Consider the following 14909-nt stretch of genomic DNA (forward strand, 5'->3'; position numbering starts at 1 on the left):
GGTAGCGGGCGCGTGGGACGAACGATCACGCATGGGGGATCGAAAAGAGGAGAAACGAATTGGTCAATCTGGGCAAGTGGTACGATCCCATCTCCGAGCGCTGGATCGCGCCGCGCGAACCGCGCCAAGAGAGGACATCGTCCCAGGCGAGCGAGAACCACGTCCTCGAGCTTGAGAGGACCGTCGAAGTCAAACGCATCTGGCGCGCACTGGTCGATTGCTGCGCACGCGACTGATCTCTCCGCGCACGTCGAAACCGGAACCTCCAGTCATCAATGCCGGTGTCATTTGCATGAGCGATCCCGCATTCCCCGCACGGCCGGTCGCAGCTGCGATACGCTATCTGTCGATCATCGTCGGTTGCGCCTGCCTGCTTCTCGCCGCCATCTGCTTCGCCATCGCGGCACAGGTCTTTGTGCAGACAGGTGTCTTTGCGCAGTCCTATGCGATGGTCGGTCTCGTCAGCGCAGTGCCCGGGCTTCTGGCGCTGATGCTGGCGCGCGTGTGGAAAGTCCGTAGGATAGGCTGAGCTCTTGCGAAGCTCATCACTTACCTAAGGTCGCTCTCCGTATTTGTGACCGTGCTTGTCGGCCGGCGCCATCTTTCTCGGCACCCGCCGCCAAGCTCCGAAATCCATCACGCAGCGTCGCCGCGTCGGGCTGGTCCTCGATGAGCTTCTTGGCAAAATTCTTGATCTGATCCTTGACCGGCATGAAATCTCCTCAGCCGCCATTCAACGGCGGCAGGGGTGAGAAGTTTCTATGCGTGCGGGAGCACAAAGGGTCGGAATCCGTCGGACGACACGTTCTGCCGCACGACAGATTCCGAGTTCGCGCTTCCGCGCCCGGCAATGAGGGGAGAGATTGGGCAGGCCCCTCGCGAGGCGTCGGGCAAAACACCCGTCAATCCCTCCTCGCGAAAATATTCCACTTTCCCGAATTTCGGATTTATGGCATACACCCCTCACCTCGGCCCTGCCAAAGGGGCGTTCGCGACCGTCACGAGATGCGGGCCGGGTGGCGGTGGACGCGGCAGCGTCGGCGCGATCCGTGTGACGACAGCGCGGGCGACCGTGAGTCTCACGCGACGCGGTACGACACGGCGCAGTTGCAGCGGTTGTGTTGGTCATCTTGGGTGAGCACGCGCCAGCCCCCGATGATCCGGCAAAGCCGTCCGCGGACGGAGAAGTCGTGTGGTCCTGACGCCCGGGGTCTGTGCGTCAAGGCTTGCGGTGATGTGGCGGCCCGACCGGGTGCGCGCATCAGTCATCTGCAAGGCGACGGGGGCAATAGTGCATCGCTCCCCGGGGAGAGCACGAAGGACACCGTTAAAACCATCCGCGCAGGGAAGGCCGAGCGACCGGCATCACCTGTGATCCACCCCGTGTGCATCTTTCGCAGCGCACGGATCTGCGGGTGCCAGCCGGCGCCCGGCCTTCCCTGCGCCCTTTGGCATCCAACGGGCGATGAACGAGAGCAAGCCTCGGGCAAGACTTGCCGCGGGATCGCGAAGCCATGGGGAACTCTCATGCAAGCGGTCTTGCCGCGACCTTCCGCTTCTCGGGAACCTGGATCTGACGTCGTAAAAGTCTGGCCGAAAAAGGTCGGCAGCGCGGCGGAACGAACGCGCCGCAGGCCCAATTCAAGCCACATCCTCTCCGGATTTGCGGCTCATTGCCACCCAACTCTTTGACGAGAAAGGGATGGTTAAGAGTTGCGTAATGCGTAACCGGGAGACCAGGATGGGCAACCGAACCGCGAAATTCGTATCCGCGCTTGTTGGCAGCATCATTGCCGGCGCACCACTCGCCGCCGTGTCGCAGAACGCGCCGAGCGCATCGAGCACCGCCGGTGCCGCGAGCGACTGCCTCGCCTCGCCGAAGGGTTCCGCGCCGCAGGGGCAGCACTGGCACTATCGCGTCGAGCGCGGCACCAAGCGGCAATGCTGGTATCTGCGTGCCGAAGGCGGCAAGGACAGCGCGAAGCCCGTGCAGATTGCGCAGGCCACAAGCGATACGCCATTGGCAGAGTCGCCGGCGCCACAGCAGCATCCGGTTCAGGACGCACGCGCCGAATATCCGACGCCCCGGAGTGCTGCGGCCGTGAAGACGCCGGCCCTGGTTGCGCAAGCCGCAACCGCGACACCGCCGCAACAATCCTCCGACCAGACGACGGACGGCAACGCGCAGCAACCGGCAAGCGCCGCACCCTGGCCCGATGTCCCTGCAGCGTCCACCCCACCCGCGCAGGAGCCGGCACCGACGGCGGTTGCCGCCGCGCAGGCGAGCGCAAAGCCGTCAAAATCCGCGCCTTCCGTGGCACTTGCCGCGGCAGACAGCAGCGTCGACAAGCCGACCGGCTCGCTCCAGATGCTGCTGCTCGTCATCGGCGGCGCGCTGGCGCTCGCCGGCATCCTCGCCAGCGTCATCTACCGCTTCGCCGGCGGGCGCATCCGCGCCCAGGCGAGCGAACACCGCCGCGTGAATTGGGACGATCGGGAGCACCGAAATCAGGACCGCGCGCCCTGGCTCAAGGAGATGCCGCCCACGCCGCGCGCGCGGCAGCCGCGCCCGATCGACTTCGATGCCGTGCGTCCGCAGGCCGCGCAACTTGCCGCGATCAACCGCAGGATCGATGTGATCGAAGCGCACGAGCCGCCGGCCGTTACTGAGGCCGCGCAGCGCGATGCGGACGAGATCCCGGTGTTCGACCGCGAATTCGAGATCGAAACCCGAGCGCCCCAACTGGCTGCGAACGAGACTACCGCTGAGCAGCGTGGTGACCGGAGTCAGGATGCGGTCGACATCGACATCATCACGACGATGCTGGAACGGCTGCTGAAGGAAGGGCCGCGACTGTCGCAGCCTAGCCCTGAAGCTGAGCTTGCAGCCCTCGCACAAAGCCGACGAGGCCCGTCCGCCGCTCGCGCTTGAGCCGTTCGGCCTTCAGGATCGACTGCACCTCGGCGAAGGCCTCATCAACATTGTGGTTGATGACGATGTAGTCGTACTCGGCCCAGTGGCTCATCTCGTGGCTGGCGCGGCTCATGCGCTTGCGGATCACCTCGTCGGAATCCTGCGCGCGCGAATGCAGCCGCTTCTCGAGGTCGGCCGCTGACGGGGGCAGGATGAAGACGCTGACGACGTCCGCACGCGCCTTCTCGCGCAGCTGCTGCGTGCCCTGCCAGTCGATGTCGAACAGCACGTCCTGCCCCGACGACAGCGCCGCCTCGACCGGTGCGCGCGGCGTGCCGTAGCTGTTGTCGAACACCGTCGCCCATTCCAGCAATTCGTCGGCCTTCACCATCGCGTCGAACCTGGCCTTGTCGACGAACAGATAGTCGCGCCCATCGACCTCGCCCGGCCGCATCGCGCGCGTGGTCGCGGACACCGACATTCGCAGGCCCGGCATCTGCTTGATCAGGAGACGCGACAGTGTCGTCTTGCCCGCGCCCGACGGCGAGGACAGCACGAACATCAAGCCGCGCCGCTCGACACCGTCAGTTCCGTGACCGCCCGTCGTCATCGATCACTCCAGATTCTGGACCTGCTCGCGGAACTGCTCGACCACGTTCTTCATGGCGAGTCCCGTATTGGTCAGCTCGATGTCGTTCGACTTCGAGCAGCAGGTGTTGACCTCGCGGTGAAACTCCTGCGCCAGGAAGTCGAGCTTGCGCCCGATCGGGCCGCCCTTGCCGATCAGCTCGCGCGCCTGCGCGACGTGCGAGGCGATGCGGTCGAGCTCCTCGCGGATGTCGGCCCTGGTCGCGATCAGGATCGCCTCCTGCATCAGGCGGTCGGAATCGAAACGGTCGGAGGTGTCGAGCAGGGTTGCAATCTGCTCGGCGAGCCTCGCCTTGATCGCCTCGGGCTTGCGGCCGGGCGAGCCTTCCGCCTTCTTCGCCAGCGTCTCGATCTCGTCGACCCGTTGGGTCAGGATCTGGCCGAGCGAAGTCCCCTCGCGCTTGCGCATCGCGACGAGCTCGTCGAGCGCCTTGTCGAAGGCCTCTGCGGCAGCGGCACGGGCCGCCTTGTCCTCCTCCTCGTCGCCCTCGGGCTCGGCGACCTCGACCACACCCTTGATGGCGAGCAGACCGTCGATGCTGGGCGCCACGGCATCGACCTTGCCGGAGATCAGCACGGCGGCCTTCAGCACCGCATTGAGCACGTCCTCGTTGACGCGGACCGTGGCGGCCGCATTGGTGCGCTTGACGTTGAGATTGGCGTAGACCGTGCCGCGCGAGAGCAGCTCGCCGGCGCGCTTCTTGGCATGGGCCTCGAGCTCATCGAACCCCTGCGGCAGCCGCACCCTGAGGTCAAAGCCCTTGGCGTTGACCGACTTCAATTCCCATTCGAACGTGTACGGCCCGCTCGCGCCGTGGCATCTCGCAAAGCCGGTCATGGACGACAGCGCCATCAGGTCAGATTCTCCGGAACGAAAGGATTCGCGAGGCATCAAGCCACGCGAATCTTAAGACTATTTTGCAGGAAAGTGGAATCCGCAAAGTCCCGTAGGCAGGTCTGCGCTGCCTAGCGCTGGACCACCGGCGGCGAGGACTGCACCGCGCCCTGCCGGGCCGGTGCGGGATTGGCTGGATTGGCCGGGCGCGTCGCCGGCGGCTTCTTCTGCTGATTGGGACGGGGGGTGGTCGCGGTGGGCGCATCGGCGGCGCCGGGCGCGGCGGCGGCCGGGGGCTGCGCATCCTCGGCCGGCTCGACCGTGTCGTTCTGGATCTGCTTCTCCATCGCGCGCAGCTTGGCGACGTTCTTCTGGTGCGCGTCGTAGGTCTCGGTGAAGGCATGCCCGCCGGTGCCGTCGGCGACGAAATAGAGGTCGCGGGTGCGGGCCGGGTTGGCGGCCGCTTCCAGCGAGGCGCGGCCGGGATTGGAGATCGGGCCCGGCGGCAGGCCGTCGATCACATAGGTGTTGTAGGGCGAAGGCTGCGTGATCTCGCTGCGCTTGATCGGACGGCCGAGCGTGCCCTTGCCGCCGACGAGGCCATAGATGATCGTGGGATCGGACTGCAGCTTGATCTTCTGCCTCAGGCGATTGACGAACACCGCGGCAACGCGGCTGCGCTCGTCCGGCTTGCCGGTCTCCTTCTCGACGATCGAGGCCAGCGTCACTAGCTGCTCGGGAGTCTTGACCGGAACATCCTGATTGCGGCGTTCCCAGATCTCCGCCAGCACGCGCTTGTGCGCCTGCTGCATGCGCTGGATCACCTGCTCGCGCGTGGTGCCGCGCGGGAATTTGTAGGTCTCGGGCAACAGCGTGCCCTCGCGCGGCAGCTCGCGCACGCTGCCGGTGAAGATGTCGTTGTCGGAGAGCCGCGCCACGATCTGCTCGGAGGTCAGGCCTTCCGGGATCGTCACCGCATGCTGCACCACCTTGCCCTCGACGATGGTGGCGATGACGTCGCGCAGCGATGCGTTCTTCTGGAACGAATACTCACCCGGCTTGAGGTCCGAGCTCGCCTTCAGCGCGGCGACGCTGGCGATGAACACCCACGGATTGACGTCGGTCACGCCTTCCTTGTTCAACGTCTCGGCGATGTCGCGCTTGCCGGCACGCTGCGGGATGTTGACGATCTTGTCTTCCCTCAGCGGCCCGGGTGCTTCCAGCACCTGCCGGCCGTAATAATACACGCCGCCGGCACCGAGCATGGCAATCAGCAGCAGGGTGATGATGGCATTGCCGACGACCACGAAGGGGTTGCGCGCGCGCTCCGATCGCTTCGGCGGCGGCGGAACCTGTTCGGGCTCGAGCGCTGCCCGCGGGCTCCGGGGCGAAATGGGCGGCCTTTCACTCATCGAAGCAACCTGAATCCTGCCGGTTCAATCGCGGCCTGACAATCGCTTGCCCAGCCAAATGCACGCGCCCACTTCTATGACTATCGCCGAATACGGCAAAACGGTGGATTTGTTTCAAACGCAAACTAGCTGGCCAGGCGCCGGACGATCACCGACGCATTGGTGCCGCCAAAACCAAAAGAGTTCGACAGCGCGACATTAACTTCGCGCTTCTTCGCCTTATGCGGCACGAGATCGATCGCGGTCTCGACCGACGGGTTGTCCAGGTTGATGGTCGGCGGCACAACATTATCGCGAATCGCGAGAATGGCGAAGATCGCCTCGATCGCGCCGGCCGCGCCGAGGAGATGGCCGGTCGACGACTTGGTCGAGGACATCGCAACCCTGGAAGCGGCATTGCCGAGCAGACGCTCGACCGCGCCGAGCTCGATCTCGTCGCCAAGCGGCGTCGAGGTGCCGTGCGCGTTGATGTAGTCGAGATCGGACGGCGTCAGGCCGGCACGCTTCAGCGCGGCCGACATGCTGCGGAAACCGCCATCGCCATCGGGCGACGGCGACGTGATGTGATAGGCATCGCCCGACAGACCGTAGCCGATCACTTCGGCGTAGATCCTGGCGCCGCGACGTTGCGCGTGCTCGAGCTCCTCGAGCACCAGGACGCCGGCGCCCTCGCCCATCACGAAGCCGTCGCGGTCCTTGTCGTAGGGACGCGAGGCCTTCTCCGGCGTCTCGTTGAAGCCGGTCGAGAGCGCGCGCGCGGCGTTGAAGCCGGCAATGCCGATGCGGCTGATCGGCGATTCGGCGCCACCGGCGACCATGACGTCGGCATCGCCGAGCGCGATCAGGCGGGCGGCATCGCCGACCGCATGCGCACCGGTCGAGCAGGCCGTGACCACCGAATGGTTCGGTCCCTTCAGCCCGTGCGCGATCGAAACGTAGCCCGAGGCGAGATTGATCAGGCGGCCCGGAATGAAGAACGGCGACACCCGGCGCGGTCCCCGCTCCTTCAGGAGGATCGCGGTGTCGGCGATGCCGTTGAGGCCGCCGATGCCCGATCCGATCATGGTGCCGGTCGCGCACTTGTCCTCTTCGGTCTCGGGATGCCAGTTGGCGTCGTCGAGCGCCTGCCCCGCGGCAGCCATGCCGAAGATGATGAAGTCGTCGACCTTGCGCTGGTCCTTCGGCTCCATCCACTTGTCCGGATTGAAGGTGTCGTTGGTGCCGTCGCCGCGCAGGACAGTGCAGGCGTATTTGGTCTGCAGATCGGAGACGTCGAAACTCTCGATCGCTCGCGCACCACTCTCACCGTTGAGGATGCGTTTCCAGGTTGGCTCGACGCCGCAGCCGAGTGGCGACACCATGCCGAGACCAGTGACGACAACCCGCCTCATATCCGAAAACTCCGCATCGAAAGATTCACGGCCAATAACAAGAAACCGGCTGGCCGCTGCGAAGCGGCCCGTCCGGTTTCAACTGTTGTCCCCGCGAAAATGAAGAGCCTTAGCTCTTCGCGTTCTTCTCGAGAAACTTCGTGGCGTCGCCGACGGTGAGAATCGTTTCCGCAGCGTCGTCCGGAATCTCGCAACCGAATTCTTCTTCGAACGCCATCACCAACTCGACGGTGTCCAGACTGTCGGCGCCGAGGTCGTCGATGAAGCTCGCAGCGTCGACAACCTTCTCGGGCTCAACACCAAGGTGTTCGACCACGATCTTCTTAACCCGCTCGCCAATGTCACTCATTGCTTAACCTCGTGTTGTTCCCTGTAGACCCGACCCCCCGGGACGATACGAGCCGTCGTGGTCGTGTTACTTGCCTTTGCTTACGAACTTTAGATTTGGCCCCATCTCAACCGATGCAGGGCCCGGCGAACGACGGCCAAGGCTCCGCATCGCCAATATACAGGGTTTCAAAAACCTGCAATGGCGTTCTTTGCCCATCCGTTGAAGGTCCGGTTATCATACTTCAATAGCCTTGACTACAAGCCTCATTTCGCTCCGGAAACGGCCGTTTGCCGCATCCTGGGCCGCCCATGTGGGCGGTGCGGAACGAGGGCTTCAGATCATGGCCATGCCGCCGTTGACGTGGATGGTCTGGCCGGTGACGTAGGCTGCTTCGTTCGAACTCAGGTAGACGGCGGCCGCCGCAATGTCCTCGGGCGTCCCCAGACGGGCAGCCGGAACCTTGGTCAGGATCGTCTCGCGCTGCTTGTCGTTCAGCGCATCCGTCATCGGCGTCTTGATGAAGCCGGGCGCGATGCAGTTCGCGGTGACGCCGCGCTTGGCATATTCGGCACCTAGAGTCTTGATCATGCCGATCAGGCCCGCCTTCGATGCAGTATAGTTGCCCTGCCCGGGATTGCCGGTGACGCCGACCACCGAGGTGATCGCGATGATGCGGCCGAAGCGCTTGCGCATCATCAATTTGGTGGCGGCGCGCGCCAGGCGGAAGGTCGCGGTCAGATTGACGTTGATGACCTCCTCCCAGTCCTCGTCGCGAAGCTGCACGAAGAGGTTGTCGCGCGTGATGCCGGCATTGGCGACGAGAATGTCGACCTGCCCCATCGCCGCTTCCGCGGCGGGCACCAGCGCCTCGACCTCGTCGGCCTTGGAGAGATTGCAGGGCAGCACGTGAGCGCGTTCGCCGAGCTTGCCGGCAAGCTCATCCAGCACCTCCTTGCGCGTCCCCGAGATGGCGACGGTGGCGCCCTGCGCATGCAGCGCCTGCGCGATTGCGCCGCCGATGCCACCGGTCGCGCCGGTGACGAGCGCCTTTCGGCCAGTCAGATCGAACATCGATAAGCTCCTTCAGGCCTGCTTCGCAGCGGCCAATGCATCCTTGGCGGCGGCAATGTCGTTCGGTCCGCCCACGGCAACGCCGACGGCACCGTCGGCGATACGCTTGACCAGTCCCGTCAGCACCTTGCCCGCGCCGATCTCGAAGAAACGGGTCACGCCCTGCCCTGCCATATAGGCAACCGACTCGCGCCAGCGCACCGTGCCGGTGACCTGCTCGACCAGGCGGCGGCGAATCTCGTCCGGATCAGTGATGGCGCTCGCCAGCACGTTCGACACCAGCGGCGCGGCCGGCGCCTTGATCGTGACCTTCGCCAGCGCCTCCGCCATAGCGTCGGCCGCCGGCTGCATCAATTTGCAATGGAACGGCGCGGACACCGGCAGCAGCATGGCGCGCTTGGCGCCCTTGGTCTTGGCGATCTCGACGGCGCGATCGACCGCCGCCTTGTCGCCGGAGACCACCACCTGCCCGCCGCCATTGTCATTGGCGGCCTGGCAGACCTGGTCCTGCGCCGCCTCGCCCGCGACCTCCATGGCGGCCTCGTAGTCGAGGCCGAGCAGCGCGGCCATCGCACCGGCGCCAACCGGCACGGCTTTTTGCATTGCGAGACCGCGGGTGCGAAGCAACCGCGCGGTGTCCGAGATGGTCAGACTGCCGGCCGCGGCCAGCGCCGAATATTCGCCGAGCGAGTGACCGGCGACGAAGGCTGCGTCCCGCCCCACGGAAAAGCCGGCTTCAGCCTCCAGCACGCGCAGGGTGGCGATGGAAACCGCCATCAGCGCCGGCTGGGCGTTCTCGGTGAGCTGGAGGGTCTCGGCCGGACCATCCCAGATGGTGGCCGTGAGCTTCTCCCCAAGCGCGGCATCGACCTCGTCGAACACGGCGCGTGCCACCGGAAAGGCGTCGGCCAGGGCCTTGCCCATACCGACGGCCTGGGACCCCTGCCCCGGAAATGTGAATGCTGCCGTCATCGGCGCTCCCCTGGATCGCTTGAGCCGTTGTATCGAGAGCCGGCAGCCGACTACGTCCGGCCCAAGCCTTGGTTCCCGATCATGCTCCAAAGGGGGCCGTAGACACCGTCCGAGGCTGGAATGTCAAGCCAAGAAGGGAAGTTCGACGGGCATTCAACCGGGAATGCGGTCCCTCAAAACCCGCCCGCCTTCTGATCCGCACCGACCTCGGCGCCGGTCCGCGCGCGGCGCACGCTGCTCACCAGTTGTCCCGGCCGGTCGTCGCGGTTCGGCTTGGCCGTGGCAAGCCGCAGCACGGCGGCATAATTCGGCTGCACCTCCATGCGACCGGCATGGCGGCTCTCACTGAGAAGCCGATGCACCCTCGGCAGGTTGTAGCAGGGCACGTAGAACAACAGATGATGCTCGAGGTGGTAGTTCACGTAATACGGCGCGATGAACAGCCGCTCGAGAAAATTCGCATGCGTCGTGCGGGTATTGCGCAGTGGATCGCTGCTATCAGGGACGACGGCATGCTCGGCGATGTTGCGGATGCGGGTGATGACCATCATCCAGGTCAGCAGCGGCACCAGCCATAGCAGCGGATAGGCCCACCATACGCCGGCTGCCGCGAGACCTGCGAACATCATGCCATTGACGATGCATTGCGGACCGAGCTTGTCCCAGAAATGCACCAGACGCTGCCGCCACGGCCAGTCCTTCGGGCCGAGCGCATTGAGCAATTGCGCCTTGCGCTGCTGGTAGCCGGTCTGCCCGGTGATGTCGCGCATGAACTTGCGGCGATAGCTCAGCTTCGTGATCGGAAAGGGCGCGGACAGCACGAGATCGGGATCGTCCTCCTGCTGGGTGCGCGCGTGATGCTGCAGATGATAGCGGCGATAGGCGCGCGTCTCCGCGAAGATGGGATAGGCGCAGAACCATTGGCTCAGCGTCAGATTGGTGTTCTCGTCGGCGGACAGGCAGCCGTGGGCGCCATCATGCATGAGGATCGCAAGGCCAAGCTGGCGCGAGCCGATGATGGCAACGGCTAGGACATACGTCAGCGGATTTGGCCACCACGCGACCAGCGCAATCGCGCCGATGATCAGCGCCCAGGCATGAGCGATCAGCGCGACGCCCTTCCAGGTCACGCGCTGGCGCACGTCGGCCAGTTGATCGTCGGTCAGGAAATCACGGGCACGCATGCGAAGCGCGGTCATGGCCTAGCTCTCCTCGTCCGAAGGGGTCGATGCATCGCGGTCGTCGACAAGGCGCAGCCGCGCGGCCTCGCCGGTAGACTTCGCCTGCTCGCCAAGAACGCGCAGCATCTCGGCGCAGAGCTCGTCCGGCGAACGGCCCATGGCGTAGCCTTCGAGAATGACGCCGATCGCGACGGCCCAGAACCGCCGCGAGCTTTCGTCGGGCGCGCGCAGGGAGCGCCAGCCATGCCGTGCGACCTGGCTGGCATAGGCCCGCGCGCCCTCGGCGTGCAGGCGCTCGATGGTGCGCTCGACCAGCGGCGCCAGATCCTGGCGCCGACGTGTCAGGGTGAGCGCCTCCGCGAAGAAGGCGACCGAATCACTCGCCGTCACCGTTTCCGCCAGCGCATGGGTGTACTCGCGCGGCGTGCGCGCCTTCAGCGCAGCCTGCTCGGTCGCACGGGCCAGGTAGAGGAGGTCGCGGCAGGCGCATTCGACGAACAGCGCCTCCTTGGTGCGGAAATAATAGGTGATCTGGCTCGGGAATGCGTTCGCCGCGGCCACGATGTCGGTGATCGAGGCGCCCGACAATCCCCGCTCCCGGAACAGCGGGCTTGCCGCATCCAGCAGCAGTGAGCGCATCTTGCGGCCGGCCGAACGGGTGGCACGCGCCGCATGCTTGGGGTCGCCAGCCGCCTCAAACGGCTCATGGACCGACTTTTCCGCCATGGGGGCTCTCTCGCTCTAATTCTTTGTATGCTATACAAACAAATAGATCAAGCTAGATGTGGTATAAGAGGACCGATCCCCGGTCCGGCACCGGCGACCCGGGCCAAGACCTGGCCCCCAACCTTGCAAAGCCGGCCAAAATCCGTATAAGGCGCGCATCCGCAGACCCCGGCCGGGAGCTGAACGGACGGTCTCAGCAAATCATTCGTGATTTTGGTGTGGCAGGGCCAGTCGGCCCGTCGTCCCGTGTTTCCGCCTTCTGAGCTTCATCCCAGAGTCCTTTCCGAAGGTCTCTTAAGGGCTTGACGCCGGGCGATGCGCCAACATGAGGAAAGGACCACCATGGCTCTCTATGAGCATGTTTTTCTCGCGCGTCAGGACGCGAGCCCGCAGCAGGTCGAAGAGCTGACTGCGCAGATGACCGGCATCGTCGAGGGTCTCGGCGGCAAGGTCACCAAGACCGAGAATTGGGGCGTGCGCTCCCTCACCTACCGCATGAACAAGAACCGCAAGGCGCACTTCGTGCTGCTCAACATCGACGCGCCGTCCGCGGCGATCGCCGAGATCGAGCGCCAGGAGCGCATCAGCGAAGACGTGATCCGCTATCTCAGCGTCCGCGTCGAGGAACTCGAGGAAGGCCCGTCCGCGATGATGCGCAAGGCCGACCGCGATCGCGAGCGTGACGACCGTGGCGGCGGCTTCCGCGGCGAGCGTGAAGGCGGCTTCCGTGGCGACCGCGAGGGCGGTTTCCGTGGCGGCGATCGCGACGGTGGCTTCCGCGGTGATCGCGGTCCGCGCCGTCCGCGCGAAGAAGCTGAAACCACGACGGATGGGGAGTAAGATCAATGGCTGAAGCTGGTGCACGCCGTCCGTTTTTCCGTCGTCGCAAGAGCTGCCCGTTCACGGGCGCCAATGCTCCGAAGATCGACTACAAGGACTCCAAGCTGCTGATGCGCTACGTCTCCGAGCGCGGCAAGATCGTGCCGAGCCGCATCACCGCGGTGTCCGCGAAGAAGCAGCGTGAGCTCGCCCGCGCCATCAAGCGCGCGCGGTTCCTGGGCCTGCTGCCCTACGTCATTCGCTGATCGACCAATTCGACCGGCGGCCATAGCGCCGCCGGTTGCCACTTTTTCGAACTCATAAGGCTTCCGGGTCATCCGGTCGCCGATGGTTGGGGCAGGACGCCTCTAACCGCTCGAAGGGAGCGGGACAGCTGATGATGGCCTTTGGACTGATAGCCCTGATCGCCGGCGCTGCGTCGGCCCTGATGTTCGCCTCGATCGTTTCGGGCGCGCTGATCTCGCTCGTCCTGTTCTATCTCGCACCGCTGCCTTTGATGGTCGCCTCGATCGGCTGGGGACCGCTCTGCGCGAGCCTTGGCGGCATCACGGCCGCGATCGGCCTCGGCGCCCTGTTCGGCCTGCCCTACTGCATCGCTTTCGCCGTCACTGTCGCGCTGCCGGCCTGGTGGCTCGGGCATCTCATTCTGCTCAGCCGGCAAGTATCGGTCGCTGCACCCGCCTCGGCTACCGAGCCGCCAGTCGAGCCCGAACTCGAGTGGTATCCGGTTGGACGTCTGCTGCTGTGGATCGCCGGCTTCGCCACGCTGACCACGATCGCGGCCCTGCTCACGCTCGGCACCGACGCCGAGACCATCACCGGCACATTGCAGCGCGGCCTGCTGCGCATCCTCCGCTCCACCGATCCCCAGACCTCCGCCGAGGCCAGCCAGCTCGTCGACGCGCTGGTGCGCATCGCGCCGGCTGCCGCGACCATCGTCGCGATGATGACGCTCACCCTCAACCTCTGGCTCAGTGCCAAGGTGACGGCGACATCGGGCCGGCTGCGCCGTCCCTGGCCGGATCTGAAGACGGCGGAGTTGCCGCCGATGACACTGGTGGCGCTCTGCGTCGCGCTCGCCTTCTGCTTCACCGGTGGGCTGCTCGCGATCGTCGCGCAGATCACCACGGCGGCGTTGATGATGGGCTACGCACTCACCGGCTTTGCCGTGCTGCATACGCTGACGCTGGCGCTGAAGAGCCGCACCTTCTGGCTCGGCTCGGCCTATGCCGTCGTGGTCGTGTTCGGGTGGCCCGTCATCGCGATGGTGATCCTCGGTCTTGCGGACGCCGTGTTCGGCTTCCGCGAGCGCTTCCTGCGCAACCGGCAGCCGCCGCCGCTGCCAACCCCTTAAGTCCAACCCTGAAACTGAAACCCAGAGCACTTCAAAGGAGAACGAATATGGAAGTCATTTTGCTGGAACGCGTCAACAAGCTCGGCCAGATGGGCGAAGTCGTGAAGGTTCGCGACGGCTATGCCCGCAATTTCCTGCTCAAGCGCGGCAAGGCGCTGCGCGCCACCGCCGACAACCGTGCCAAGTATGACGGCATGAAGGCCGATCTCGAGGCGCGCAACCTCGCCTCCAAGGCCGAAGCGTCCAAGGTCGCCGAGAAGATCGAAGGCAAGAACATCATCGTGATCCGCCAGGCCTCCGAAGCCGGCCAGCTGTTCGGCTCGGTCACGGTGCGTGACGTCGTCGTCGCGTTCGAAGCCGACGGCGTGTCGCTCGCCCGTCCGCAGGTGCAGCTCGACGCGCCGATCAAGACCATCGGCAAGCACAGCATCACCGTCGCCGTTCACCCCGAGGTCGAGGTCGAGGTCACCGTCACGGTTGCGCGCAGCCAGGATGAGGCCGAGCGCATCAACCGCGGCGAGGACATCTCGACCCGCAACGAGGACCGCGACGCGGCCGCCGAGGCGATCGCCGCCGCTGGCGAGTTCTTCGATCCGGAAGCCCAGCACGACGAAGTCGAGCCGGCCCCGGCTGCAGAAGAGAAGTAAGCAAGTCAGTTCGTCATTCCGGGGCGGTCCGCAGGACCGAACCCGGAATCTCGAGATTCCGGATTCTCGCTTCGCGAGCCCCGGAATGACGACCATAGAAAGTCAGCCCGGTCGCCTCAGGCGGCCGGGCTTTTCGTTTTCGCGCCGACGTCCTCGCTCAGCATCGCGATCGAGGCGAGTGCGGTTGCCGTATGCTTCTCCACACCATCGCTGACGCAGTACACGTCGGCGGCGACGACCGAGACCTGGCGGCCCGGCTTGATCACCCTGGCCCGGCAGATGAGCTTGTCGCCGACCGCGGGCGACAACAAATTGAGCTTGTATTCCGCCGTCAGCGCCGGCTGGCCGCACGAGGCGGCCGCCGCGATCGTCGTGGCATTGTCGACCAGGAAGGCGGTGACGCCGCCGTGGAAGAAGCCGTGCTGCTGCAGCAGCTCCGGCCGCCGCTCAACCGCGATGGTGCATGTGCCGCGCGACAGATCCGCCAATTCGGCGCCGACCAGGTTCATAAAGCCCTGCTGGCCGACATTGGCGTGGATGCGTTCGGCGATCGGCGCAAAGTCGGGATCTGCTTCGGTTCGCATGAG

At 65.4% G+C, this 14909-nt stretch carries 18 protein-coding genes; 7 read left to right on the plus strand and 11 right to left on the minus strand.

The window, feature by feature from the left end; translation table 11 throughout:
* Positions 1 to 59: 59 nt before the first annotated feature.
* On the plus strand, positions 60 to 236 hold the full coding sequence (locus tag QA649_RS26445; protein WP_283019759.1) for a hypothetical protein: 177 nt from the start codon (positions 60 to 62) through the stop codon (positions 234 to 236).
* A gap of 56 nt (positions 237 to 292) precedes the next feature.
* Positions 293 to 529, plus strand: coding sequence for a hypothetical protein (locus QA649_RS26450; RefSeq protein WP_283019760.1), 237 nt, complete (start codon positions 293 to 295; stop codon positions 527 to 529).
* Positions 530 to 545: 16 nt separating this feature from the next.
* Here the strand turns inward: QA649_RS26450 and QA649_RS26455 are convergent, their stop codons facing one another.
* On the minus strand, positions 546 to 713 hold the full coding sequence (locus QA649_RS26455) for a hypothetical protein (RefSeq protein ID WP_283019761.1): 168 nt from the start codon (positions 711 to 713) through the stop codon (positions 546 to 548).
* A gap of 1028 nt (positions 714 to 1741) precedes the next feature.
* On the opposite strand from QA649_RS26455, the gene QA649_RS26460 reads away from it, so the two are divergent.
* On the plus strand, positions 1742 to 2932 hold the full coding sequence (locus QA649_RS26460) for a hypothetical protein (protein WP_283019762.1): 1191 nt from the start codon (positions 1742 to 1744) through the stop codon (positions 2930 to 2932).
* Here the strand turns inward: QA649_RS26460 and gmk are convergent.
* The 9 genes from gmk to QA649_RS26505 all read right to left on the minus strand — a co-directional run bounded on the left by gmk (position 2865) and on the right by QA649_RS26505 (position 11481).
* On the minus strand, positions 2865 to 3524 hold the full coding sequence (gene gmk, locus QA649_RS26465; RefSeq protein WP_260384276.1) for a guanylate kinase: 660 nt from the start codon (positions 3522 to 3524) through the stop codon (positions 2865 to 2867). The two genes, QA649_RS26460 and gmk, sit on opposite strands and share 68 nt — an antisense overlap.
* A 3-nt stretch (positions 3525 to 3527) precedes the next feature.
* On the minus strand, positions 3528 to 4415 hold the full coding sequence (locus QA649_RS26470; RefSeq protein ID WP_283019763.1) for a YicC/YloC family endoribonuclease: 888 nt from the start codon (positions 4413 to 4415) through the stop codon (positions 3528 to 3530).
* Between the two features lie 113 nt (positions 4416 to 4528).
* On the minus strand, positions 4529 to 5809 hold the full coding sequence (gene mltG / locus QA649_RS26475; protein ID WP_283019764.1) for an endolytic transglycosylase MltG: 1281 nt from the start codon (positions 5807 to 5809) through the stop codon (positions 4529 to 4531).
* A 125-nt stretch (positions 5810 to 5934) separates the two neighbouring features.
* Complete coding sequence (gene fabF / locus QA649_RS26480) at positions 5935 to 7200, minus strand: beta-ketoacyl-ACP synthase II (RefSeq protein WP_283019765.1); 1266 nt, start codon at positions 7198 to 7200, stop codon at positions 5935 to 5937.
* 109 nt (positions 7201 to 7309) lie between these two features.
* The gene (locus tag QA649_RS26485) at positions 7310 to 7549 is read right to left on the minus strand and encodes an acyl carrier protein (RefSeq protein WP_008130699.1); all 240 of its coding nucleotides are present in this window, start codon (positions 7547 to 7549) and stop codon (positions 7310 to 7312) included.
* A gap of 315 nt (positions 7550 to 7864) precedes the next feature.
* Positions 7865 to 8602 (minus strand): 3-oxoacyl-[acyl-carrier-protein] reductase, encoded by a 738-nt coding sequence (gene fabG, locus QA649_RS26490; protein WP_211403045.1) that lies wholly within the window; start codon positions 8600 to 8602, stop codon positions 7865 to 7867.
* A 12-nt stretch (positions 8603 to 8614) separates the two neighbouring features.
* A complete protein-coding gene (gene fabD, locus QA649_RS26495) occupies positions 8615 to 9574 on the minus strand; it encodes an ACP S-malonyltransferase (protein WP_283019766.1) in 960 nt (319 codons plus the stop codon).
* 173 nt (positions 9575 to 9747) lie between these two features.
* Positions 9748 to 10773, minus strand: coding sequence for a fatty acid desaturase family protein (locus QA649_RS26500; RefSeq protein WP_283019767.1), 1026 nt, complete (start codon positions 10771 to 10773; stop codon positions 9748 to 9750).
* Between the two features lie 3 nt (positions 10774 to 10776).
* Complete coding sequence (locus QA649_RS26505) at positions 10777 to 11481, minus strand: TetR/AcrR family transcriptional regulator C-terminal domain-containing protein (RefSeq protein WP_283019768.1); 705 nt, start codon at positions 11479 to 11481, stop codon at positions 10777 to 10779.
* 342 nt (positions 11482 to 11823) lie between these two features.
* Between QA649_RS26505 and rpsF the strand changes: the two genes are divergently transcribed.
* The 4 genes from rpsF (at position 11824) to rplI (ending at position 14322) form a co-directional block, all read left to right on the plus strand.
* A complete protein-coding gene (rpsF, locus tag QA649_RS26510) occupies positions 11824 to 12321 on the plus strand; it encodes a 30S ribosomal protein S6 (protein WP_020607995.1) in 498 nt (165 codons plus the stop codon).
* 5 nt (positions 12322 to 12326) lie between these two features.
* Positions 12327 to 12566, plus strand: a complete 240-nt coding sequence (gene rpsR, locus QA649_RS26515) for a 30S ribosomal protein S18 (RefSeq protein WP_007592020.1) — start codon at positions 12327 to 12329, stop codon at positions 12564 to 12566.
* Between the two features lie 131 nt (positions 12567 to 12697).
* Complete coding sequence (locus QA649_RS26520) at positions 12698 to 13675, plus strand: DUF2232 domain-containing protein (RefSeq protein ID WP_283019769.1); 978 nt, start codon at positions 12698 to 12700, stop codon at positions 13673 to 13675.
* Between the two features lie 47 nt (positions 13676 to 13722).
* Positions 13723 to 14322, plus strand: a complete 600-nt coding sequence (gene rplI / locus QA649_RS26525) for a 50S ribosomal protein L9 (protein ID WP_018645361.1) — start codon at positions 13723 to 13725, stop codon at positions 14320 to 14322.
* Positions 14323 to 14438: 116 nt separating this feature from the next.
* Here rplI and QA649_RS26530 read toward each other — a convergent pair whose 3' ends face one another.
* Complete coding sequence (locus QA649_RS26530; protein ID WP_283019770.1) at positions 14439 to 14906, minus strand: PaaI family thioesterase; 468 nt, start codon at positions 14904 to 14906, stop codon at positions 14439 to 14441.
* Positions 14907 to 14909 lie beyond the last annotated feature (3 nt).

It is taken from the genome of Bradyrhizobium sp. CB1717 (genome assembly GCF_029714325.1).
Classification (GTDB): Bacteria; Pseudomonadota; Alphaproteobacteria; order Rhizobiales; family Xanthobacteraceae; genus Bradyrhizobium.